The sequence below is a fragment of the Musicola keenii genome (assembly GCF_014855505.1).
Lineage (GTDB): Bacteria > Pseudomonadota > Gammaproteobacteria > Enterobacterales > Enterobacteriaceae > Musicola > Musicola paradisiaca.
On the sequence record NZ_JAAWVW010000011.1, the window covers coordinates 1 to 24,687 of the forward strand.

The following is a 24,687-nucleotide window of genomic DNA, read 5'->3' on the forward strand; positions in this document are numbered from 1 at the left end:
ATTCTTGTGTTTTCCATACCCAAGAATAATTATCAGGGTAATTTTTAGAGAGATAAATTTATTTACTTACATGGCAAAAAACATAATAAAACCTCTAACAATCGCCAAAAGAGGGGAAAACCAACCAGATAAAAGTGACAACCCCTGCCTAAACCAAAACTATAAAATATTTTCCCCGAACAAACCGAGACGTAAAAAAAACGTCATCAATTCGCACACGAAAATATTCAAAAATAATATTTTCAATTCACCACAATGAATAATCACCAAAAAAAACGAATACTCTATTTTTATGTAGCTTATTAAGCCTCACGCAATAAAGCAGCCTAATAATATCCATTACGCCACTTAATTATAAATACTAATTATTGGTGAGATAATGTTATCCGCCATACTATTAGGCAATATCATGTACCGCGTCGTCGCGCCAGACGACGATCCGATTCCGTCCCCCAGCGCCTTATCCAGACACTGCGACACCTCGCTGAAATGTGAGCGTAATCGCATTTTTACCCATAATTGACTACAATGGCGCGCCCGTTACACCAGATCAGGATCCCGCTATGACATCCGTCTCACCCTCGCGCGCCACCGCCTGGCTGCGTGTGGTCACATTGGCTATCGCCGCGTTTATCTTCAACACCACGGAATTTATCCCGGTCGGCCTGCTGAGCAATATCGCCGACTCTTTCCAGATGAAGACTGAAGATGTCGGGTTGATGATCACCCTGTACGCCTGGATCGTGGCCGCGGCCTCCCTTATCTGTATGCTGTTAACCAGCGCCGTTGAACGACGACGCTTGCTGATCGGTATTTTCGGGCTGTTTATCATCAGCCATCTGATCTCTGCCGCCGCCTGGAGCTTCAATGCTCTGCTGCTTTCCCGCATCGGCGTGGCGCTGGCGCACTCCATTTTCTGGTCGATTACGGCCTCGCTGGCGATTCGTCTTGCCCCGCCGGGCAGGCGTGCCCAAGCGCTGGGGCTGATCGCCACCGGCTCGTCGCTGGCGATGATCATCGGATTACCGCTGGGACGTGTGGTGGGGCAATACATGGGCTGGCGCACTACGTTTGTACTTATCGCCGTCGGCGCCACTATCGCGCTGATTCTGCTGGCCCGCTTGCTCCCACGGTTGCCCAGCGAGCATTCCGGCTCACTCGCCACTCTTCCCACACTGTTCAAGCGCCCGGAACTGGTGACTATCTACCTGACCACCGTGATGGTGGTGACTGCGCACTTCACTGCTTACAGTTATATCGAGCCGTTTATCCAAACGGTGGCTCAGTTGCCGGAAAACTTTACCACCTTGATCCTATTGCTGTTCGGTATTGCGGGCATCGGCGGCAGTATGCTCTACAGTCGCTACAGCGAACGCTTTCCCGCCGGTTTCATTATCACGGCGATGCTGTTGCTGGTGCTTAGCCTGACACTGCTAAAACCGCTGTCCGGTTATCCGCTGGGGCTGACGCTGCTCTGTCTGGTATGGGGACTATCCATGATGGCGTTAGGGCTGGCGATGCAGGCTCGGGTGCTGATGCTGGCGCCGGACGCCAGCGATGTCGCGACATCAATTTATTCCGGGTTGTTTAACCTCGGTATCGGCGGCGGCGCGTTACTGGGCAATATGATCAGCCTGCACCTGAGCATGGACAAAATCGGTTATATCGGCGCTCCGCTGGCGCTGCTCCCACTGTGCGGCATGCTCGTCGGCGCTTATCGCAGTGTGCACCCGACCCGAGCCTGATGACACACTGCGAACCGATACCGCTCGCATTTCAACGGCGGCACGCAGGGAACGCACTGAGTGCTTGCAATAAAAAAGCCGACCATCAGGTCGGCGTCAGATTGCTGACAACTCCGGCAACTGTCATCAAACGGTGATAATGGCATGGAAGAGTAAAGCGTCCGCGTCAGGGATCGCGTGGCTCGAGCTTACAAGGATGTACTCGCAGCGCCTTTACGATCCATCCATTATCGCCGCACGTTATCGCCGCACATTGTCGGCAATAAAAAAGCCGACCCTCAGGTCGGCTTTTCACTGCCTAGAGCTTGAGCGCTTAGTGCTGTTGATGCTCCGGGAACGTCATCTCGCTGTATTTCACCGTCTGGCTGCCTTTGGTCAGGCGATAACTAAACCAGATAACCAGAAACAGCGGAATACCGATATAGGTTGCGGCCACCGCGTTCCAGTCAATCTTGTCCGCCAGAAACGCCTGGTAGTTCTGCCCCAGCGTGATCACCAGACACAGCACGAAAGCAAAAATCGGCCCCAGCGGGAAGAACCCGGAACGGTACGGCAGCGCATTAAGATCGCGTCCCTGTAATACATAACCACGCCGGAAACGGTAGTGGCTGATAGCGATGCCCAGCCAGGCGATAAACCCGGTCATACCCGATGTATTCAACAGCCACAGATACACGCTCTGATTACCGAACATAGACGTCAGGAAACATAACCCAGCCACCACTGTCGTGGCATACAGCGCGTTACGCGGCACCCCGCCCTTCGATAAGTGTCCGAAGCAGGCCGGCGCTTTACCTTCCTGCGCCAGGGTGTACAGCATACGGGTCGAAGCGTACATCCCGGAGTTGCCCGCCGACAGCACCGCTGTCAAGATCACCGCATTCATCACCGCAGCGGCCGACAGCAGCCCGGCGTTCTGGAACACCAGCGTAAACGGGCTGACGCTGATGTCCTTGACGTCATTACGCAGCAGGCTTGGGTCGGTATAAGGAATAATCAGGCTAATGATCAGAATAGCGAACACATAGAACAGCAGAATACGCCAGAACACCTGCCGTACTGCGCGTGGAATATTGGTTTGTGGGTCGCGCGATTCACCGGCCGCCACACCAATCAGTTCGGTGCCTTGAAATGAGAAACCGACAATCATCGCCACGCCGATCATCGCGGAAAAACCGCCGGCGAAAGGCGCATCGCCAATCTGCCAGTTATGCCAGCCGGCGTGCTCGCCGCCTCGCAGGATACCGGTGATCATCAATACACCGATGGCGATAAACAAAATAACGGTGGCGACCTTGATCAGTGAGAACCAGTATTCCGCTTCGCCGAACCCCTTCACCGACACATAATTCAGCAGAAAAATCAGTGACAAGAATAGCGCACTCCAGATCCAACCGGGGGCATCCGGGAACCAGTACCCCATCACCAGCTGTGCGGCGACCAAATCCACCGCGATGGTGACTGCCCAGTTGTACCAGTAGTTCCAACCCAGCGCGAACCCGAACCCTTCGTCGACATAGCGGGCACCGTAGGTCGCGAAAGAGCCGGAAACCGGCATGAACGCCGCCAGCTCGCCTAGGCTGGTCATCAGAAAATAGACCATCAACCCGATCAGGGCATAGGACAGCAGCGCGCCGCCTGGCCCCGCCTGCGACACCGTCGCACCGGAAGCGACGAACAGACCGGTACCGATCGAGCCGCCAATGGCGATCATCGTCAAATGCCGTGCTTTTAACTCGCGGCGTAGTGTTTTATTCCCCTGATCCGGGAGTTCGGTAGAATGTTGAGCCATAACAATCCTGCTGCCCATAAAAATTGAGGGCGGATTGTAACAAATGAGGTTTAGCTGGATAGTGATTCACACCGATTATAAGAGAGCTTCATAACTCGGCGTCAGTCATAAGAAAATCATCTGGAAATATGATTGCCACCGGGCCGGGTTCCCAGTGGCAGCGGCAGGATTAGCGGCAATATTCAAGAAAGGAGTGCAGCACGCCGGAGAGATGCTTTTGCCGGTGGTGCACCAGATATAGCTTGCGCATCAACGGTGGCAGCGGTATCGACAGTTCGACCAACGTGCCGCTGTCCAGTTGATCAGCTATCACTCGTCGTGACAGGCAGCTAATGCCAATGCCATGCCGTACCGCATGCTTAATGGCCTCCGAGTTGCCCAACTCCATCACCAGCCGAAAATGCGGCAATGTCGCCAGCAACAGATGATCCAACACTTCACGGGTGCCGGAACCATGTTCTCGCAAGATCCACGGGGCATCCGCCAGCGCCTCCAACGTGACCTGGCCAATCAGCGGATTACCTGGCGCGCAGAAGACGACCAATTCATCGTCCAGCCACGGCTGCGTAATCAGGTCGGGGTGATGGCATGGGCCTTCAATCAGCCCCATATCGGCCTTGAACTCTGAAATGGCGTTCACGACATCCAGGGTGTTGCCCACGGACAGCTCCAGCGGAATATCGGGAAAATCCTGACGATAGCGAGCGATCACCGCCGGCATCAGATAATTGCCGATGGTGCTGCTGGCGTAAATGCGCAACGCACCGTTGTCCCGTCGAAACAGTTGCTCAATTTCGGAGGATTGCTCCAGCAATGACAACGCGCGTGGGTAAAGCAAACGGCCGTGTTCATTCACCACCAACCGTTTGCCGACGCGATCGAACAATTGCACGCCGAGCTGACTTTCCAAATCGGATAACGCCGCACTCACGGCTGACTGCGACAGCGACATCGCCACCGAGGCCTGCGTCGTCGAACCGCTTTTCAATACCTCAGTGAACACTTCCAGTTGACGTAAAGTGATATGCATAATAGGGCTCTTATCGTAAATATCTATAGGTTATAAATATATAATCAATTTCTATTTTAAAGCGTCCGATCATAGGCTGGGCCCTCAACCTCATGATTCGGCAGGCAGGGTTATGCTTCCATTTTCTCCCAACATTCTTCAGTTACAGTCTTACTATCGGCTCCGGCACACACTGACCGGAATGCTCCTGGTCGGGGTACTGACAAAAATTATTCTGTCTCTTTGCGTCTTGCCCGCTGTCGCCGGCATGCGCCTCGGCTCCCTCACCCTGGCGATTTTAGTCGGCATGGCGGTGGGAAATACCCTCTACCCCCAACTGCATCGCTACTGCGATGAAGGCGTTCAATGGTCCAAACACCACCTGTTGCGTTGGGGGATCATCCTGTACGGATTCAGGCTCAGCCTGCAGCAAATCGCCGCTGTCGGTGTTGTCGGCATCCTCATTGACGTCATCATGCTCAGTTCCACCTTTCTGCTCGCCTGCTGGCTTGGCCAGCGCCTGTTCCGACTAGATCAACAGACATCCATGCTGATCGGCGCCGGCAGCAGCATCTGCGGCGCCGCTGCCGTGCTCGCCACCGCGCCGGTGGTAAAAGGCTCGGCGGATAAAGTCGCCATGGCGGTCGCTACCGTGGTGCTATTCGGCACGACATCCATGTTTCTTTACCCCTGGTTTTATCAGCATCTGATCCAGTATAGCGGCGCCCTTTTCACCGCGCCGGAGTTTGGCGTTTATATCGGTTCAACTGTTCACGAAGTAGCCCAGGTGGTGGCAGCAGGACACGCCATCGCTCCCGATACCGAAAACATGGCGGTGATCGGTAAAATGCTGCGGGTGATGATGCTGGCGCCATTTCTGTTTTTGCTGAGCCTGTGGCTAAAACGCCGTCAACCGGCGATCAGCACTGACAACACCTCTATGGCCGCCAGTTTTCCGTGGTTTGCGCTGGGATTCGTGCTGACATCCTGCCTCAACTCATTAAATTTGTTACCTGCACGCTGGATTGATGAATTATTGCTGCTGGATAACATTCTGCTGACCATGGCCATGGTCGCACTGGGTATCGCCACCCGCTTCACCCTGCTGCGCGCCGCGGGATTACGGCCGATATTGCTGGCTCTCGTTCTGTTTATCTGGTTGGTGTTGGGCGGCGGCGCCATCAATCTGGCCGTTCAGCATCTGTTTTCCTGAACGCTAATGTCATAATGCATGGGCCCCATAAAAAGGAGTCAGACCATGAAATATGTTGGTGCCCATGTCAGCGCCTCCGGCGGTGTGGATCAGGCCGTTATCCGCGCCCATGAAATCGGTGCTACCGCCTTCGCGCTATTCACTAAAAATCAACGCCAGTGGCAGGCGCCGCCGCTGACCAGCGCAACTATCGACAGTTTTCGCGCCGCCTGTGAGCAATACGGCTATTCCCCGGCGCACATCCTGCCGCACGACAGCTATCTGATCAATTTGGGCCATCCGGATGACGATGCGTTGCAAAAATCCCGCTCGGCGTTTATCGATGAACTGAGCCGCTGCCGGCAGCTGGGGCTGACATTGCTGAATTTTCACCCTGGCAGCCACTTGCGCCAGATTGACGAGCATCCGTGTCTGGCGCGCATCGCCGAATCCATTAATATCGCGCTGGCGGCTACCGAGGGCGTGACGGCGGTAATTGAAAACACCGCAGGCCAAGGTAGCAATCTCGGCTTTCGCTTTGAGCATTTGGCAGAGATCATCGACGGCGTGGAGGACAAAAGCCGGGTCGGCGTGTGCATTGATACCTGCCATGCCTTCGCTGGCGGCTACGATCTGCGTACCGAAGCCGACTGCGTGCGTACCTTCGCCGAATTGGAGCGTATTGTGGGCTTTCGCTACCTGCGGGGAATGCATCTCAATGACGCCAAAAGTGAATTCAACAGTCGGGTGGATCGTCACCACAGCCTGGGGGAAGGTAACATCGGCAAAACCGTATTCCGCTACATCATGCGCGACGATCGTTTCAACGGCATTCCAATGATTCTGGAGACCATCAACCCGGCTATCTGGGCGGAAGAGATCGCCTGGCTGAAGTCACAGCAACTGGACGCCAGTGCCGACGCCCCCGGCTGATTTGTTCTACATCATCATGTAGTGATCTGATGAGCATAAAAAACGCCAGCGCGAAGGCTGGCGTTTTTACATCCGTATGCGGGTTGCGCACCGGGTCAGGTCAGACTTTGACTAAATCAAGCTTTGACTAACTGCTCGTCCGGGCGTTTCAGCACCGCGTACAGCACGCCAGCCACCACCGTACCGGCGATGATCGACAGCAGATACCCCACAACCGGTGTAATCGCACCAGGGATCAACAACACGAACAACCCACCGTGCGGCGCCATCAGTTTGGCACCAATCGCCATGGAAGTAGCACCGGTCAGCGCACCGCCCAGAATACAGCACGGCAGGACACGCATCGGGTCGCGGGCGGCATAAGGGATCGCGCCTTCAGAAATGAAGCACAACCCCAGCACCACTGCCGCTTTACCACCTTCACGCTCGTTGGCGCTGAATTTTTTCCCTGCAATAAAGGTCGCCAGGCCCATCGCCAGCGGCGGCACCATCCCCGCAGCCATAACGGCAGCCATCGGCGCATATATCTGGCTACTCAGCAGCGTAGTACCGAACACATAGGCTACCTTGTTCACCGGGCCGCCCATGTCGGTACACATCATACCGCCCAGAATCGCCCCAAGAATTACCGCGTTGGCGGTACCCATGGACTGCAACCAACTGGTCAAACCGGTCAGAATTTTCGCCACCGGCGTACCCACCACGTAGATCATGATAAGGCCGGTAATCAGCGTGGCGAATAACGGAATAATCAGGATCGGTTTCAGCGCCGACATACTCTGCGGCAACGATACATGGTTACTGATGGCGCGCGCCAGATATCCCGCCAGGAAACCGGCGATGATCCCACCGAGGAAGCCGGCGCCCGTGCTGACCGCCAGCATCCCACCGACCATACCCGGCGTCAGGCCCGGACGGTCAGCGATCGAAAACGCGATGTAACCCGCCAAAACCGGCACCATCAGCGCAAACGCGGAACCACCGCCGATCTTCATCAGCGCCGCCGCCAACGTGCCTTCCTCCTTGAACGCGGTGATCCCGAACACGAATGACAACGCGATGCACAGCCCCCCCGCCACCACCATCGGCAGCATGTAGGATACGCCGGTCAGCAGGTGACGATAGGGGCCGGTACCGCCTTTTTGCGCAGACTCGCCGCCTGTGGCGGTGTTGCCTTGCGTAGCAGGCTGGTACGGCTTCGCTTCGGCCACTGCCTTATCAAATTCCTGTGCGGTTTTCTTCAGTGCCAGGCCGGTAGAGGTGCGGTACATTTTCTTGCCGGCGAACTTACTCAGGTCAACCTCAATGTCCGCCGCAACAATGACCAGATCGGCCTGAGCCACTTCTTCGTCACTGATGGGATTGCCGGCGCCCACGGAGCCGCGCGTTTCCACTTTCACCCACCAGCCTCGTTTTTTGGCTTCGCTTTCAATCGCTTCAGCCGCCATGAAGGTGTGGGCTACGCCGGTCGGACAAGCCGTTACCGCCACAATACGTTTAGCTGACGACGGTGCTGACGCCGCCGCAACGGCCGGTGCCGTGTAAGGCTGAGCTTCAGCTTTGGCTTTTTCCAGGAATGCGGCGGGCTGGCTCAGTGCCAGCTCCACATCCCCGGCATAGACGTTCTTGCCATTCAGACCACTGTCGGCCTGTGCCGGAGCACCCAGCACGATGGCCAATTCTGCCTCAGCAAGTTGTTCGGTGAGGGTAAGCCCTGCGTTAGCCGCAGCAGCACCGAGCAAGTTCTTCACCAGACGGCTTTTCGCCAGTCCCAGTGACTTATCGAGTATCAGCAGCGTTTTCATTGTTTATCTCCTGCTGTCAATTAAACGGTTTCAGATCAACACGCGCCATCATCGCAGCCAGCTGCGGTCGATCGGTAATACCCACATTGCTCTGACTAACCGCCAGTGCTGCCACTGCCGTTGCCAGACGTAACGTATGTTCACTGGACTCACGCATCAACAAGCCATAGATCAATCCCCCCACCATGGAGTCACCCGCACCGACTGTACTGATCACTTCACACGCCGGCGGTTTCGCCAGCCAGGCGCCCGATGCATTCACCCACAACGCGCCTTCCGCTCCCAGCGAAATCACGACGTGAGCAATGCCTTGTTCACGCAGCGCGTGCGCCGCGTCCACGACTTCTGCCAACGTGGTCAACTTGCGACCCGCCCAGATTTCCAGCTCCCGGCGGTTCGGTTTCACCAACCAGGGTGAGGCTTTCAGGCCAGCGACCAGCGCTTCGCGGCTGCTGTCAAAAATAATGCACGGACACTGACTGCGCAGGCGGGACATCCAGTCGGTGAAATCGTCCGGATTCACGCCGCTCGGCAGACTGCCGCTGACAGCAACCATATCGAACTGCCCCAACCAGCTCAGCGAATCATTCACGAAACGCTGCCAATCCTGCTGGGTAACTTCAAAACCGGAGAAATTCAGATCGGTGACATCACCGTCCTGCTCGGTCAGCTTGACGTTGATGCGAGTACGTCCGGCGACTACCTGGAAGCGGTTGGCAATGCCCAGTTCACTGAACAGTTGCTGAAACCCATCCTGATTGTCTTTACCCAGGAATCCACCCACCGTGACATCAATCCCGAGATCCTTGAGTACCTTGGCCACATTAATGCCTTTGCCCGCCGCGTGCAGACCGGTGGTTTGCACCAGATTCACTTCGCCGCGTTCAATTTGCGGGCAGTACCCCACCAGATCATAAGCGGGATTCAGGGTAATGGTGGCAACGCGACGACTCATGCTGCCCCCTCGCCAAGACCGGATTGGATCGCTTCACCGATCGCTTTCAGCGCAGCTTCAGCATCATCGCCGTTGGCAGTGAAGCGCAGGCGGTGCCCGCATTTCACACCCAGAGCCACCACCTTCATCAGGCTGCGACCGTTGGCCGGCTTACCGGTACCGTCGAGATTGGCCACGGTGATCTCGCTGGAGAATTGTTTGATGACGTTGACCAGCGTCGCACCGGGACGGGCGTGCAGACCATGTTCGTTACGGATAACGAATTCTGCGGCCAGTGCGCTGCTTTCTTCAACCGTATCGCTGGTCAGCAACGCCATCAGCGTGGTTTCGTCTGCGTCCAGCAAGCGCGCGGCTTTACCGGCGATCAGCAGATTGCTGAGGTAATCCAGCGACGCCAACACTTGTTCATCTGCGGCGGAAACCGTCAACAGCAGCGCCACTTTTTCGCCGTCTGCCGCGAAAGGCTCAGCCGGGCGGCTTACCGCCAGCGCGCTAACTTTGTTGCCTTCGATACTGTCACTCAACCAAACGCCCTGCCCCAGGTGCAGTGGTTTAGCCGCAACGGCCGCGCTGACGAAACTGGCGTCAACCGCGCCGATCTGCTGAAGACGACCGGCGTTCAGCGCCTGCAACGTCACCAGATTGTCAGTGGCTACATTCAACGAAATCAACGACGTGTCGAAACGGAATTCGCCGGCGGTTTTCTCTCCCATCAGCAGGCTGCGCAACTCTTCAGCCGATGTGGTCGTGGCCAAACGCGCAGCCACGCTGTCGTCGCTCAATACGTGCGTCAGTTGGCGCAGCAGCGCCAGATGCTCGTCGGAACGAGCAGCGATACCCAGCACGACATAAGCGGTCTGGTCATCTCCCCAGGCGATACCCTGCGGAAATTGGAATACCTGAACACCGGTTTTCTGCACCAGATCGCGGGTATCTGTGGTGCCGTGCGGGATAGCAATCCCATTGCCCAGATAGGTTGAAGTCTGCTGCTCGCGTTGAAGCATTCCGGCCACATAGCCTTCGCTGACGCAGCCAGCCTGAGTGAGCGCAGCAGCAACCTGTTGAATTGCTTCTTGTTTACTGTCAGCGCTCGCGCCCAAATGAATGTCATGTTGTGACAACTGAAACATGGTTCTCCTCGCTCGCTGAACTTGAATCGTTTCAGCTTTCATGAGAAAAAATTGCCGATTTTTTGTGGACGTCTCAAAAGTTACCGCTGAAACGTTTCAAAAATTCTGCGGTTTTCACTATTGCTATGCAAGCATTCTCCACAAGTGATAGCGCGAATCTTAGAGGTTACGCACATTTTTAGAAACTTGACGCCACGAATTTAAAGATTTGATAACAATTGCTGAATGCCTGCTGAAAAGGAAAAAATTGAAACCATTTTTCGTTTTCGTCCCGTGGGCGTAACATAGCACGCTTTCATTTTCGCACTGACAGCCCCCCATCGACCGCATGCCCATTTCAGCCAGCACAACTCGTCGTCTGCCAGATCTGACCGCGTCAGCCTTTCTGGTTATTGCGTTTCTCACCGGAACTGCCGGTGCGCTTCAGCTCCCTACGCTCAGCCTGTTTTTGTCGACGGAAGTACAGGCTCGCCCGTTTATGGTCGGGCTGTTTTATACCGGCAGCGCCGTCATCGGCATTGTGGTCAGCCAAATTCTGGCGGCATATTCCGATCGTAAAGGCGATCGCAAAATATTGATCCTGCAATGTTGCCTATTGGGCGTGCTGGCCTGTCTGCTGTATGCCTGGAACCGCAACTATTTCGTCTTGTTGTTTATCGGCGTACTGCTGTCCAGCTTCGGTTCCACCGCTAACCCGCAACTGTTCGCACTGGCGCGGGAGCATGTCGACCGCACCGGTCGCGAAGCCGCTATGTTCACGTCTATCATGCGCGCCCAAATTTCGTTGGCCTGGGTCATCGGCCCGCCAGCCGCCTTTGCGCTGGCGCTGGGTTTTGGCTTTACGGCGATGTACCTTACCGCCGCCTCGGTATTTTTGCTGTGCGGGGTACTGGTCTGGCTATTGCTGCCGTCTATGTCGAAATCGCAGATGAAAGCGGCGGCAGTGCTGGAGTCACCTCGTCGTCACCGTCGGGATACGTTGTTGCTGTTTATCGCCTGTACCCTGATGTGGACTTGCAACGGCATTTACCTCATCAATATGCCGCTGTATCTGGTGCATGAACTGCAATTACCTGAAAAACTGGCGGGCGTGATGATGGGCACCGCCGCCGGGCTGGAGATACCGGTCATGTTGCTGGCGGGGTGGCTGACAAAACGACTTGGTAAGCGCCGTTTGATGCGGCTAGCTGTCACCGCAGGGTTGATGTTTTACATCGGGTTGACGCTGCTGAACACATCATGGACGCTGCTGGCGCTGCAACTGCTGAACGCTGTATTCATCGGCATACTGGCTGGCATGGGCATGCTCTACTTTCAGGATCTGATGCCGGGTCAGGCCGGTGCCGCCACTACGCTGTTTACCAACACAACGCGCGTAGGCTGGATCATCTCCGGTTCGCTTGCCGGTTCCGTGGCTGAAATCTGGAGTTATCATGCCGGTTTTGCCATCGCGGTGTTGATCCTGGCGGGCGCGGGATACTGCATGTGGCGCATTCGTGACGTCTGATCCCGGCACGGGTTATGGCATGGTGTTTTCTTCCAGCGTAAGCAGATAATTCATCGCAGCGCCTTTTGAATCGCAGCACATCTCTTGTTCAGGTTGCAATCCTCTGCATACCGCTGGTCGCAACGGCGATGTGAAGATACGGCAACGCATCCGTTCATCCAGATGGATGCAGGGCGTATTGGCAGGTTTTCCTTGCGGCATGCCGGGTATCGGGCTAGAAATCGACGGGGCGATGCAGCAGGCACCGCAATCAGGGCGGCATTCCATCATTAACTCTCCGGGAAACGCAGGTCGGGCAAGACTATCAGGCCGCTTCTCGGGCGGCTACTCTTTCCGCGTTTGGCGCTGAAGCGCGGTTTTACAAATCTCCCTTGCCTGAACTCGGCGGCACGAGTAACGTGTCGCCACTTGACTTTCTCTCCCTATATTTAAGGTATTTTTTTCATGGCAAGAGCGAATGAAATCAAACGCGGCATGGCCGTTAGCTACAATGGTAAACTGCTGCTGGTGAAAGATATTGATATTCAAAGCCCCAGCGCGCGCGGCGCCAGTACGCTGTACAAAATGCGCTTTTCCGATGTCCGCACCGGTCTGAAAGTCGAAGAGCGTTTCAAGGGGGACGACATTCTGGACACCATCACCCTGACGCGCCGTTCGGTAAACTTCTCCTATGTGGACGGTGATGAGTACATCTTTATGGATGACGAAGACTACACACCGTACACCTTCAAAAAAGAGCAGATCGAAGACGAACTGCTGTTTATGCCGGAAGGCGGCATGCCCGGCATGCAGGTACTGACGATGGAAGGCCAGGTGCTGGCGCTGGAACTGCCGCCGACCGTGGATCTGGAAATCGTCGACACCGCGCCCGGCATCAAAGGCTCATCCGCCTCCGCCCGTACCAAGCCGGCCACACTGAGCTCTGGGCTGACCATCCAGGTGCCGGAATACCTCAGCTCCGGTGAAAAAATCCGCGTCCACATCGCTGAGCGCCGTTACATGAGCCGCGCCGACTGAGTCGCCATACCCTCGCCGCCCGTTATCCGGGCGGTTTTGCCATTGACTTCGGGAGACAGACTGTTGACTAACGTAAACGTAATCACCGGTTTTCTCGGTAGTGGTAAAACCACCACCATCCTCCATCTTTTAGCACAGAAACCGCAGGACGAAGTTTGGGCGGTATTGGTGAATGAATTCGGCGAGATCGGCATTGACGGCGCCCTGCTGGCCGACAGCGGGGCAGTGCTGAAAGAGATTCCCGGCGGTTGCATGTGTTGCGTCAACGGCCTGCCGATGCAAGTTGGTCTGAATATGCTGTTGCAGCAGAAAAAACCGCACCGCCTGCTGATAGAGCCCACCGGGCTCGGCCACCCGAAGCAGATCCTTTCGTTGCTGACTTCCGAGGTCTATCAACCTTGGCTGACGCTGCAGGCCACGCTATGTCTGCTTGATCCACGCCAGCTTGGCGAGAGCCGTTACACCGAGAATGAAAACTTCCGCGATCAGCTCGCAGCAGCGGATATCATTATCGCTAATAAAGAAGATACTTGGCAGACGGCGGATCGGGATGCGCTAGCCGCCTGGTATGAACAGCAAGGGCAGCAGCGTCGGCTGATCACCGCCCGGCAAGGCGTTATCGATATCGCCCTACTGAATGCGGCGCGCGACAACCACCACGAGTTGCCCGACGGCACGCACCACCATAGTTCGTTACCGCGACAAGGGTTGGCCGCACTCAAACTGACAGGTCAGGAAAACTGGCGACGAGCGTTGAATCAGGGCCAAGGCTATTTCGCCTGCGGCTGGGTTTTCAGCGGCGAAACCGTCTTCGATACCGCGCGCTTGCTGGACTGGGTGCGCCTGTCCCCCGTCAGTCGCGTTAAAGGGGTAATGCGTATTCCCGAAGGTACGCTGGTCGTTAACCGGCAGGGATTTGATCTGCGTATTGAAACCAAGTCGCTGCCTCCACTCGACAGCCGCATTGAGTTGATCAACGAGTCAGAAGCGGAATGGAACATGCTTCAGACACAATTGTTACAGTCTCGTTTAAAATAAGCCGTGTACGCTATCCGTCTGGATATCATTGACAAGAGTTTTTTAATATATGTCAAAAGGCAATGTACTGCTTATTTTATGCTGCAACATTCTGGGTTTCGCGCTGTTTTTCTCCTGGTACCTCACCGGACAGGGAGGCCTCTGGTTTGAGATAGACAAGCGCCTCTTCTTCTATTTCAACCAGCATCTGGCCTCGTCTGCCGCTTTTCTGCAACTGGTGGCCGTTACGAACAATCGAGTATTTGACGCTTGTGCGCTACTGGTGATGGGGTTGCTCTACCTGCATTATTATCTGCCGGCGGATCATGCCGGGCGCCGACGTATGCTGCTGATCGGCGTCATCATGCTGTTAACTGCGGTAGTGCTTAATCAATTGGGTCATCTGATTCCGGTACAACACGGCAGTCCCACCCTCTATTTCACCGATATCAACCGCGTCAGCGATTTGACCGGCGTTCCGACCAAAGATGCATCCAGCGACAGCTTTCCCGGTGATCACGGCATGATGTTGATGGTTTTTGCCGCGTTTATGTGGCGTTACTTTGGTCTGTCCGCATTCATCGGTAGCCTGGCGATCACCCTGCTCTTCGCAACACCACGGGTCATGATTGGCGCCCACTGGTTTACGGATATCGCCGTGGGCTCGCTGTCCGTGGTACTGGTGGGGCTCAGCTGGTGGTTACTGACGCCAGCCAGCGACCAGCTTCTCGCCCTGTTCGAGCGCCGCCTGCCCGGTCAAAGCGCGTCCCGCTAAACTGCCAACGAGGTTCACGCCGCCGACAGACTATCCTTCCTGTATCGTCGGCGGATTACTTTCCCTGAACGCATTATTGGTGTTTTTTCGCGCTAAATTACTACCCAGAAGGTTCCATACAGTTTTTTATGTCGTTCTGATGAAATATTTCATCACGAAATCATATAAATAAAAAAGGCAAAAAAACTCGCAATCTGTTTTTCATTACTGTAGGCTCACCCGAGTCCGCTATTTATAGGGGTCATCCGACCAGTAGCAGAAATATTGTGCGGCGTTGCACAGTTTAGCCGACGAATAATTGTCCTATAAATAGTAGTGCTTTAGTCTGACCTTCGTTTTTCGTTTGGTAATAACACATAGCGATCATCCCGATCGTTAAGGACAGCAAGGGAATATAAGAATAATGGTCAAATCTCAACCGATTCTGAGATATATCTGGCGGGCGGTGCCTGCCGTCGCGGTAGCAGTCATGTTATCCGCATGTACAACTAATACAGCACTCAACAATCAAACTGATAGGCATGTGGTTACTGGTGGTGACCCTTCACTACAAGCCTCTCAGGATGAATTCGAAGCGATGGTTCGCAATGTTGAAGTGAAGTCCAAATTGCTTGAGCAGTATGCCAGCTGGAAAGGTGTTCGTTACCGGCTTGGCGGCGATAGCAGAAAAGGCATTGATTGCTCAGGCTTCGTTCAACGTACCTTCCGCGAACAATTCGGTATGGATTTGCCGCGCTCAAGCTATGAACAGCAGGATATCGGCGAAAAAATCCAACGCGGTAAACTGCGCGCCGGTGATCTCGTCGTGTTCCATGCCGGTTCAACCGGTCGTCATATGGGAATCTACCTCGGCAATCAGCAATTTGTTCATGCCTCCACCAGCATTGGCGTCACTATTTCCAGCATGGATGAAGGCTACTGGAAAAACCGTTACCTTGAGGCACGTCGCGTCCTGAAACCGGCAACGCCCCACAGCTGATTCCTCCGCATCCTTTGTTGTTTATACCAAACGAAAATGAATAAAACGCCGCTCGTCAGACAGCGGCGTTTTTTATGTTCGGTATTGACCGGGCAGATCCACGCGGCACGCGGATTATCTGTAGGCCCATGCTCATTTTTATGATAAAACAGACTCCGCGCATCAACGCTGATTGTCTGTAATATCAGAGACTTCAGGCCATGCCATGCCCTTCAGCAGGATAACTGGCTTGTATAAAGACGGCGGACTTATCGGCGCTATCGGTCAATATCTGACATCAGGAGTTTGTCATTTCGATGCTAAAACCTATTGTTACCGCTCTTCTGCTTACCGCCGGTTCCTGGATGGCGCACGCAACCCCCACCACACTGCAGGCATTTGCTTTTACTACGCTGGGGACGCCCAAATACAATAGCCAATTCACCCATTACGATTACGTCAACCCCAATGCGCCCAAAGGAGGAAGCATCACCCTTAGCGCACCGGGCACCTTCGACAACTTCAACCGCTATGCACAGCGAGGGTTGGCGGCGGTCAGAACAGAAAATCTCTATGATTCGCTATATGTCAGTTCGGAGGATGAAGCCGGCAGTTACTATCCGCTGGTTGCACTCAACGCCAGCTATGCCAGCGACTACAGCTGGATTGAAATCGCCATGAATCCGCAGGCGAGTTTTCACGACGGCAACCCCATCACTGCAGCTGATGTCGTGTTCACCTTCAATATGTTCATGACGCAGGGCGTACCGCAGTTCCGTGTGTATTACAAAGGCACTGAAGCCAAAGCCAGCGGCCCCCTTACAGTACGGTTCAGCTTTGCCGAACCCGATAAGGAAAAAATGCTGGGGCTGCTGACGCTCCCCATCATGCCGGCGCAGTTTTGGAAAGATCACAAACTGAGCGATCCGCTTTCCGCACCGCCGCCGGCAGGCGGCCCTTACCGCATCAGCGATTACAAAACTGGGCAGTATGTTATCTACAGTCGGGTTCCCGACTATTGGGCCGCCAACCTGCCGGTCAACAAGGGGCGGTATAATTTCGATCATATCCGCTATGACTACTATCTGGACGACAGCGTCGCCATGGAAGCTTTCAAAGCAGGCGCGTTCGATTTTCGTCTGGAAGGATCCCCTAAACACTGGGCAACCCAGTATGAAGGTGGCAACTTCACTCGTGGTTACATCGTAAAAAAAGACCTCACTAACCAAGCGGCGCAGGATACACGCTGGCTAGTGTTCAACATTCAACGCCCGCAATTCAGCGATCGCCGGGTACGTCAGGCGTTGTCGCTCATGTTCGATTTCAACTGGATGAACAAGGCGCTGTTCTTCAACAGTTATCAGCGCGCCAGCAGCTTCTTCCAGAATACCGAGTATGCCGCGCAAGGTGTGCCGGATGCAGGGGAACTGAAATGGCTGACGCCGCTAAAGGACAAGCTGCCGCCGGAGGTGTTCGGCCCGGCCTGGCAACCGCCGCAGTCTGACGGCAGCGGCTATGACCGTAATAACCTCCGCCAGGCGCTACAGTTGTTGCAGCAGGCAGGATGGGAACTGCGCGGCGACAAGCTGGTCAACAAGCAAACCGGCGCACCCTTTCGCTTTGAGCTCATGTTGTCCACCGCCTCCAATTCGCTTTATGCGCTGCCGTTTCAACACAGCCTGCAACGCCTCGGCATTCAGATGGACATCCGTAGCGTAGATACACCGCAATTTACCAGCCGAATACGCAAACGTGATTACGACATGATGCCCAGGCTGTTTTCGGCAACGCCGTATCCCAGCTCAGATTTGGCGATTCTCTGGAGCTCGGCCTATATCAACTCCAGCTATAATGCGCCGGGTGTTCAGGATCCGGCCATCGACCGTTTGATTGACGACATTGTTCGCCATCAGGGCGATAAAACAGCCCTGCTGCCGTTAGGGCGGGCGCTGGATCGGGTATTGACCTGGAATCAATTCATGATCCCGCTGTGGTTCACCAATCACGATCGCTTTGCCTACTGGAATAAATTTGCTATGCCGGCACAGCGCCCGGCTTACACGCTGGGATTCGATAGCTGGTGGTACGACGCCGATAAGGCCGCCACACTACCGGCGACGCGCCGATAAGGAGTGCATGTGGGTACTTATCTGTTACGCCGACTGTTGCTGGTGATCCCTACGCTGTGGGCTATCATCACCATCAATTTCTTCATTGTACAAATCGCGCCGGGCGGGCCGGTGGATCAGGCTATTGCCGCTATCGAAATGGGCCAGGGCAGCGGTTTTGGTACCGGTGGCGCAGGTGGCGGCATGGTGAAAATGCCGGGCGGCGGCATTCCTTCGGTGGAAAACACCTATCGCGGCGCGCGCGGCCTCGACCCAGAAGTCATCGCCGAGATCACTAAGCGCTACGGTTTCGACAAACCGCTCCACGAACGTTACTTCACGCTAGTGTGGAACTATATCCGTTTCGATTTCGGCGACAGTCTGTTCCGCGGCGCATCAGTCGTGTCGCTGATCAAAAGCAGCATGCCGGTATCGATCACGCTCGGTCTGTGGAGTACGTTGATTATTTATCTGATCTCCATCCCACTGGGCATCCGCAAGGCCGTCCGCAACGGCACGCCGTTCGATGTCTGGAGCAGCGTGGTCATTGCACTGGGTAACGCCATTCCCTCATTCCTGATAGCCATACTGTTGATCGTGATGTTCGCCGGGGGCAGCTATCTGGATTGGTTTCCACTGCGCGGCCTGGTTTCGCCCCAGTTCGACAGTCTCCCCTGGTACGGCAAAATCACCGACTACTTATGGCATATCACGCTACCGGTGCTGGCAACGGTGATCGGCGGTTTCGCCACGCTGACCTTACTGACCAAAAATGCGTTTATGGACGAGATCCGTAAACAGTACGTCGTCACCGCCCGCGCTAAAGGGCTGGATGAAAAACGCATCCTGTATCGGCACGTATTTCGCAACGCCATGCTGCTAGTCATCGCCGGTTTCCCCGCCACCTTCATCAGCATGTTTTTTACCGGTTCGGTACTGATCGAAGTGATGTTTTCACTTAACGGTCTGGGGTTGCTGGGTTACGACGCCACCTTGCAGCGCGACTACCCGGTGATGTTCGGCACACTGTATATCTTCACCCTCATCGGCCTGCTGCTGAACATCATCAGCGATATGACCTACACGCTGGTAGACCCGCGTATTGACTTCGAGGATCGCCAATGAGTCGTTTAAGCCCCATCAATCAGGCTCGCTGGGCACGTTTTCGCGCCAACCAGCGCGGCTACTGGTCGCTCTGGATTTTTCTGGCGGTCTTCATCACTACCTTGTTTTCCGAGTTTATCGCGAACGACAAGCCGCTGTTGGTACGCTATGACCAGCAATTTTACGTCCCGGTATTGATGAATTACAGCGAAACCACTTTTGGCGGCGAGCTCTCTACGCCGGCGGACTACCGCGATCCGTATCTGGCCTCCCGCATTGAACAACACGGTTGGGCGCTATGGCCGCTGGTGCGCTACCACTACCGTACCATCAACTATGCCGCCGACCTGACCTTCCCTTCGCCGCCGTCGCGCCAGAATCTGCTGGGTACCGATAGCCAAGGGCGTGACGTACTGGCACAGGTGCTGTACGGATTTCGAATTTCCATGTTGTTCGGGCTGGCCCTGACCCTGGCGTCCAGCCTGTTCGGCATCGTGGCCGGCGCAACGCAAGGCTATTACGGTGGCCGTTTAGATCTGTGGGGCCAACGTTTCATCGAAGTCTGGTCCGGTATGCCAACGCTGTTTCTGATTATCCTGCTCTCCAGCGTGATCCAGCCCAATTTCTGGTGGTTGCTGGGGATCACGGTATTGTTCGGTTGGATGCAACTGGTCAGCGTCGTGCGCGCCGAATTTCTACGCACCCGCAATTTCGACTATATCCGGGCGGCGCAGGCGATGGGCGTCAGCGACCGAGCCATCATGTTCCGCTGCATGCTGCCCAATGCGATGGTGGCGACACTCACCTATCTGCCGTTTATCCTCTGTGCCTCCATCACTACCCTGACTTCACTTGATTTTCTGGGGTTCGGCTTACCGCTGGGATCCGCGTCGTTGGGCGGCCTGCTGTTGGAAGGGAAAAACAACCTGCAGGCACCCTGGCTGGGTATTACGGTCTTTCTGGTGCTGGCGATCGTGCTGTCCCTGCTCATTTTCATCGGCGAAGCGGTACGCGACGCCTTCGACCCAGGCAAGGTGCATTAATATGAGCACTCCATTACTCGATATTCGCGAACTCAGCGTCGCATTTCGTAACGGCGGACAGGAACGTCAGGTGGTCGATCGGGTGTCACTTGCGGTCCACGCCGGAGAAACGCTGGCGCTGGTGGGCGAATCCGGCTCCGGCAAAAGCGTCACCGCATTGTCGGTACTGCGGCTGTTGCCCTCCCCGCCCGTGGTCTATCCCCATGGCGATATTCTGTTCGAAGGCGAATCGCTGCTGTACGCCGACGAACCACGATTACGTCACATCCGCGGCAACCGCATCGCCATGATTTTTCAGGAACCGATGGTGTCGCTCAATCCACTGCACAATGTTGAGAAACAGCTGGCTGAAGTGTTGTCGCTGCATCGCGGCATGTCTCGCGAAGCGGCGCGCAGTGAAATTGTCACCTGTCTGGAGCGTGTTGGTATTCGGCAGGCACGTACCCGGTTGAAGGATTTTCCTCACCAGCTTTCCGGCGGCGAACGTCAGCGTGTGATGATCGCCATGGCGCTGCTGACGCAGCCCGATTTGTTGATTGCTGACGAGCCGACGACCGCGCTGGATGTCACCGTGCAGGCACAAATCCTGGCCCTGCTTAAAGAACTACGACAGGAACTGGGCATGAGCTTGCTGTTCATTACCCATAATCTGAATATCGTACGCCGTCTGGCGGACAACGTCGCCGTGATGCAAACCGGGCAGTGCGTGGAACAGAACCAGACGACGGCGCTGTTTGCCACGCCACAACATCGTTATACCCGGCAACTGTTGGATGCAGAACCCAGTGGCCTACCGTTGCCGTTGAACAACGACGATGCGCCACTGCTGGAGGTTCGCAAGCTGGAGGTCGGCTTCCCGATCAAACGCGGGTTACTACGGCGTACCGTCGCAGAAAAAACGGTGGTTAAAACGTTGGGTTTCAGCCTGCGGCGCGGCGAAAGCCTGGGGCTGGTGGGCGAATCCGGTTCAGGCAAAAGCACTACGGGTCTGGCCCTCTTGCGCCTGCTCAACAGCCGCGGCGAGATCTGGTTCGACGGACAACCGCTGCACACCTTCAACCGTAAGCAGATTCTGCCTTTCCGCCGCAGAATCCAGGTGGTCTTTCAGGATCCGAACTCCTCACTCAATCCGCGTCTGAACGTCGAGCAGCTTATTGCCGAGGGGTTGCGGGTACACCACACGCTGACGCCGCAACAGCAGCAGGCCCGCGTCATTCAAGCAATGCAGGAAGTAGGGCTCGACCCGGAGAGCCGTCATCGTTATCCATCGGAGTTTTCCGGCGGGCAGCGTCAGCGCATTGCCATCGCCAGAGCGCTGATCCTGCAACCGGAATTGCTGATTCTGGATGAGCCGACCTCGTCGTTAGATCGCACCGTGCAGGCACAGATTCTGTCGCTGCTCAAACAACTGCAACAGACACACCATCTGGCTTATCTGTTTATCAGCCACGATCTACAGGTGGTGCGTTCGCTGTGCCATCAGGTCATTGTGCTGCGTCAGGGGGAGGTTGTGGAACAGGGGGATTGCCAACGCATCTTCAATCATCCCGGCAGTGACTATACCCGTCAGTTGTTATCGCAGATCGACGGCTAAACACCGGAGGATGGGCAGATGCCGGCTCGCCCTGCCCCGAATAATGTGTGGTAACGGCGCAATGCCCCGAAACGGGTTGGGCGGCGGTAGCCGCGAGGTCTGCTGATCAGGCATCACGTCGTACCGGGTCAAACGAGGCATTGCGGATAGCGGGTCTTCGAACATCATGAGTATTCGCATGTCCGAACACACATTGGGAAAACGGCGACAAAAAAACGCAGCGTCAAGACGCTGCGTTTTCGTTTAGAAAGGATACCGGGCGCAAACCGATTCAGCGATGGCGACGCCGACATCTTTTAGCCGGCATAACGCGGTGCTTTCATCCTGCCGGTGCAGGAACAGACAGGGTTCACGTTCCCATTCCACAATCGCGCACTGAACCTGAATCTCATCCAGCGATTGCTGCAGCTGACGCATGATATAACATGCGTCCTCACCATCATGGCTTAATAATTTAAAACCAATCAGCGGGTTGTCATCGGCATTATTACCCATGGTATTGAGCGGAACAGGCTCAACGTTGACGCCAGTAAAACCGGATAACCAGCGATAACTTTGCGGCAAACGATGAACTACCGAAAGTTGGAGATTATTCACGACAGTTTTCCTCGGCCAGACAACAATTCACAAAATTATAACATAACAAACTCATTGTCTTTGCTTTGCGTTTCACTTTCGCTCACCAATCAGAAACGAAAGAGCAACATTTTTATAATGAAAATAGTTTCGAACTGACATCACTGGCAAAATTATTAAAAAAATATGTTATGACGATCACGAATTTGAACGATTCGGGGGCTATATGTAACCTTTTACCCCGCACACCTCAACCATTTTTTTTTATTTTGTTTACTTAACAAACAAAACATTCACAACCAAAGAACATATCGACTCATCGATTCGTCGCCTTCAAACCTCTGCCGCACGATGCCGCCCGGCGAACAGAAACAACGCGAAAGCCGATACGGAACAAAACGCCATCGAACCCACCATAGGCCAGGCGCTGTGAAATGAAACCAGCGACAACAGCGCGCCAAGCAACGACCCCAGCCCAAAGCGCAGCGTCCCCGCCAGCGATGAAGCGGTACCGGCCATATGAGGGAAATCATCCAGGATTACCGCCATTGCATTCGACGCAACCGTCGCTACACAGCCGACAAACGCCGCCACGCCAATCACCAACGGCAGAAACCCCAGATCAAACGCACACACCACAATCAGCCACAGCCCCATAGCAAACTGGATAGTCAACCCCAGGCGGAACATAAACATCGCCCCCATACGCGACACAATGCGGCTGTTCAGCAGGGTCATCATGAACAGAAATACAATATTGAGGGCGAAGTAATAACCAAAGTGCTGGGGTGATACGCCGTTGAGATCAATGTAAACAAACGGCCCTACGCTCAGAAAGGCGAACATACCGGAAAACGACAAACCGCTGGCCAGCATGTAGCTGAATACACGGCGATGACGGAATAGCTGGAAAAAATTGCCGAGCGTCGTGCGCAGATGAAACCGTTGTCGCCGGGCAACCGGCAGCGTCTCAGGAATAAACCATCCGATCAGGATCGTCGCCACCAGCGCCGCCACCGCGATCACCCAAAAAATGGCATGCCAGCTCAGCCAAAACAGCAGCGCGCCCCCAACGATCGGTGCCAGCAATGGCGCGACCGTCATCACCAGGATGACAAACGACATCATGCGGGAGAACTCATCCTTCGAAAACATATCCCGCATCAGCGCATTGATCACCACACTGGCGGATGCCGCCGACAGGCCATGCAAAAAGCGCATATGAATCAATTGCTGCACGGTCTGAGAAAGCGCACACGCCGCCGCCGCCGCCGTAAACACCAGCACGCCGCCCAATATCACCGGTTTGCGGCCAATACTGTCCGACATCGGCCCGTAGAAAACCTGGCCGATGGCAAAACCGAAGATGTAAGAACTGAGCGTCATCTGCACGCTGCCGGGATCCACCGAAAACTCTTTGGCGATCACCGGCAAAGCGGGCAAATACATATCGATGGCGATCGGCATCAACATCGAGATCAGACCCAAAATAAAAATCAGTCCGACACGCGAGGGAGGGGTAGATTGCACGGAAAAGGGTTCTCCTGGTAGATGACAAACGGCTTGTGACGGGCATCCTGCCCGGAGAACGGGCGGCTAGCGCCCGATGCTGTCCACTTCTTCCTGGGTCAGTGCCCGGTATTCGCCGGGTTCGAGACTGCTGTCCAGCACAATCGCGCCGATACGCTCACGGTGCAGCGCCGTCACATGGTTGCCCACCGCCGCGAACATACGCTTCACCTGATGATAGCGCCCTTCACTGATCGTCAGCCGCGCCAACTGCTCGTCGAGCACCTCCAGCACGGCGGGCTTGGTCAGGTCTTTTTCGCCATTCAGCTGTATGCCGGCGGCAAAGTGCTCCACCGTTCCCGGCTCGATAGGCCGATCCAGCGCCACCAAATACGTCTTTTCGCAATGATGCTTCGGCGAAGTGATGCGGTGTGACCATTGACCATCGTCAGTCAACAGCACCAGACCGCTGGTATCGATATCCAGACGACCGGCCGCATGCAGCTTGTGCGCTACCGGCTCATTGATGAAATACAGGATGGTGGGATGGTCGGGATCATCGGTGGAACAGACATACCCTTGCGGTTTGTGCAGCATGAAATAACGCGGCCCGGTCTGCTGTACCAACGGATTACCGTCGAACGCCACCTGATGCGCCGGCGCCAGTTTGAACGCCCCGTTTTTAATGACTTCGCCATCGACCGTCACCCGCTGAGCACGCAGTTCGCGCACTATCAGTGACCGGCTGATGCCTAACTGCTGGGAAAGAAATTTATCTAATCGCATTACTCTGTTATTGCCTGTTGTTGTGGCCTGCGGCGGTTTTCGCCTTCAATCTTGATATAACCCGTCATTTTTCGCGGACATAACAGGTATGATAAAGGCAACTTTAACCCTATCAGCAAAACCGGTTTCAGT

General features: G+C 55.1%; 21 protein-coding genes. 12 read left to right on the top strand and 9 right to left on the bottom strand.

Annotated elements, in window-relative coordinates:
• The first annotated feature begins 563 nt into the window (after window positions 1–563).
• A complete protein-coding gene (locus tag HEP82_RS12635) occupies window positions 564–1,745 on the top strand; it encodes a sugar transporter (protein ID WP_192458412.1) in 1,182 nt (393 codons plus the stop codon).
• 313 nt (window positions 1,746–2,058) lie between these two features.
• Here the strand turns inward: HEP82_RS12635 and HEP82_RS12640 are convergent, their stop codons facing one another.
• Window positions 2,059–3,537, bottom strand: a complete 1,479-nt coding sequence (locus HEP82_RS12640) for an amino acid permease (RefSeq protein WP_015854014.1) — start codon at window positions 3,535–3,537, stop codon at window positions 2,059–2,061.
• 169 nt (window positions 3,538–3,706) lie between these two features.
• Complete coding sequence (gene yieE, locus HEP82_RS12645) at window positions 3,707–4,567, bottom strand: DNA-binding transcriptional regulator YeiE (protein WP_015854015.1); 861 nt, start codon at window positions 4,565–4,567, stop codon at window positions 3,707–3,709.
• Between the two features lie 112 nt (window positions 4,568–4,679).
• On the opposite strand from yieE, the gene HEP82_RS12650 reads away from it, so the two are divergent.
• Window positions 4,680–5,759, top strand: a complete 1,080-nt coding sequence (locus HEP82_RS12650; protein WP_015854016.1) for a YeiH family protein — start codon at window positions 4,680–4,682, stop codon at window positions 5,757–5,759.
• Between the two features lie 45 nt (window positions 5,760–5,804).
• Window positions 5,805–6,671 carry a deoxyribonuclease IV gene (nfo, locus tag HEP82_RS12655; protein WP_192458413.1) on the top strand — a complete coding sequence of 289 codons (867 nt, stop codon included), beginning with the start codon at window positions 5,805–5,807 and terminating at the stop codon, window positions 6,669–6,671.
• Between the two features lie 116 nt (window positions 6,672–6,787).
• Here the strand turns inward: nfo and fruA are convergent, their stop codons facing one another.
• The 3 genes from fruA to fruB are packed head-to-tail and all read right to left on the bottom strand — an operon-like array spanning window position 6,788 to window position 10,561.
• On the bottom strand, window positions 6,788–8,476 hold the full coding sequence (fruA, locus tag HEP82_RS12660; RefSeq protein WP_015854018.1) for a PTS fructose transporter subunit IIBC: 1,689 nt from the start codon (window positions 8,474–8,476) through the stop codon (window positions 6,788–6,790).
• Window positions 8,477–8,492: 16 nt separating this feature from the next.
• Window positions 8,493–9,431, bottom strand: coding sequence for a 1-phosphofructokinase (gene fruK / locus HEP82_RS12665; protein WP_015854019.1), 939 nt, complete (start codon window positions 9,429–9,431; stop codon window positions 8,493–8,495).
• Window positions 9,428–10,561 carry a fused PTS fructose transporter subunit IIA/HPr protein gene (gene fruB / locus HEP82_RS12670; RefSeq protein WP_192458414.1) on the bottom strand — a complete coding sequence of 378 codons (1,134 nt, stop codon included), beginning with the start codon at window positions 10,559–10,561 and terminating at the stop codon, window positions 9,428–9,430. The genes fruK and fruB overlap by 4 nt, the downstream gene beginning before the upstream one ends.
• A gap of 328 nt (window positions 10,562–10,889) precedes the next feature.
• Between fruB and HEP82_RS12675 the strand changes: the two genes are divergently transcribed.
• A complete protein-coding gene (locus tag HEP82_RS12675; RefSeq protein WP_192458415.1) occupies window positions 10,890–12,068 on the top strand; it encodes a sugar efflux transporter in 1,179 nt (392 codons plus the stop codon).
• A gap of 12 nt (window positions 12,069–12,080) precedes the next feature.
• On the opposite strand, the gene HEP82_RS12680 is transcribed toward HEP82_RS12675, so the two are convergent.
• A complete protein-coding gene (locus tag HEP82_RS12680) occupies window positions 12,081–12,335 on the bottom strand; it encodes a YkgJ family cysteine cluster protein (RefSeq protein WP_192458513.1) in 255 nt (84 codons plus the stop codon).
• Between the two features lie 177 nt (window positions 12,336–12,512).
• On the opposite strand from HEP82_RS12680, the gene yeiP reads away from it, so the two are divergent.
• From yeiP to yejF, 8 genes are all read left to right on the top strand, one after another.
• Window positions 12,513–13,085 carry an elongation factor P-like protein YeiP gene (gene yeiP / locus HEP82_RS12685; protein WP_192458416.1) on the top strand — a complete coding sequence of 191 codons (573 nt, stop codon included), beginning with the start codon at window positions 12,513–12,515 and terminating at the stop codon, window positions 13,083–13,085.
• A 60-nt stretch (window positions 13,086–13,145) separates the two neighbouring features.
• Complete coding sequence (locus HEP82_RS12690) at window positions 13,146–14,123, top strand: CobW family GTP-binding protein (protein WP_269150427.1); 978 nt, start codon at window positions 13,146–13,148, stop codon at window positions 14,121–14,123.
• Window positions 14,124–14,172: 49 nt separating this feature from the next.
• On the top strand, window positions 14,173–14,877 hold the full coding sequence (locus HEP82_RS12695; RefSeq protein ID WP_192458418.1) for a phosphatase PAP2 family protein: 705 nt from the start codon (window positions 14,173–14,175) through the stop codon (window positions 14,875–14,877).
• A gap of 403 nt (window positions 14,878–15,280) precedes the next feature.
• Window positions 15,281–15,856, top strand: a complete 576-nt coding sequence (gene mepS, locus HEP82_RS12700) for a bifunctional murein DD-endopeptidase/murein LD-carboxypeptidase (RefSeq protein WP_192458419.1) — start codon at window positions 15,281–15,283, stop codon at window positions 15,854–15,856.
• Window positions 15,857–16,200: 344 nt separating this feature from the next.
• A complete protein-coding gene (locus HEP82_RS12705; protein WP_407938287.1) occupies window positions 16,201–17,964 on the top strand; it encodes an extracellular solute-binding protein in 1,764 nt (587 codons plus the stop codon).
• Window positions 17,965–17,973: 9 nt separating this feature from the next.
• The gene (locus HEP82_RS12710) at window positions 17,974–19,068 is read left to right on the top strand and encodes a microcin C ABC transporter permease YejB (protein ID WP_192458421.1); all 1,095 of its coding nucleotides are present in this window, start codon (window positions 17,974–17,976) and stop codon (window positions 19,066–19,068) included.
• Window positions 19,065–20,090 carry an ABC transporter permease gene (locus tag HEP82_RS12715; protein ID WP_015854029.1) on the top strand — a complete coding sequence of 342 codons (1,026 nt, stop codon included), beginning with the start codon at window positions 19,065–19,067 and terminating at the stop codon, window positions 20,088–20,090. The genes HEP82_RS12710 and HEP82_RS12715 overlap by 4 nt, the downstream gene beginning before the upstream one ends.
• A 1-nt stretch (window position 20,091) precedes the next feature.
• Window positions 20,092–21,684, top strand: a complete 1,593-nt coding sequence (gene yejF, locus HEP82_RS12720) for a microcin C ABC transporter ATP-binding protein YejF (RefSeq protein ID WP_192458422.1) — start codon at window positions 20,092–20,094, stop codon at window positions 21,682–21,684.
• Between the two features lie 243 nt (window positions 21,685–21,927).
• Here the strand turns inward: yejF and HEP82_RS12725 are convergent, their stop codons facing one another.
• From HEP82_RS12725 to rsuA, 3 genes are all read right to left on the bottom strand, one after another.
• Window positions 21,928–22,281 carry a YejG family protein gene (locus HEP82_RS12725; protein WP_192458423.1) on the bottom strand — a complete coding sequence of 118 codons (354 nt, stop codon included), beginning with the start codon at window positions 22,279–22,281 and terminating at the stop codon, window positions 21,928–21,930.
• A gap of 312 nt (window positions 22,282–22,593) precedes the next feature.
• On the bottom strand, window positions 22,594–23,790 hold the full coding sequence (locus HEP82_RS12730) for a Bcr/CflA family multidrug efflux MFS transporter (RefSeq protein ID WP_192458424.1): 1,197 nt from the start codon (window positions 23,788–23,790) through the stop codon (window positions 22,594–22,596).
• Between the two features lie 66 nt (window positions 23,791–23,856).
• Window positions 23,857–24,555, bottom strand: a complete 699-nt coding sequence (gene rsuA, locus HEP82_RS12735) for a 16S rRNA pseudouridine(516) synthase RsuA (protein ID WP_192458425.1) — start codon at window positions 24,553–24,555, stop codon at window positions 23,857–23,859.
• Between the last annotated feature and the right edge of the window lie 132 nt (window positions 24,556–24,687).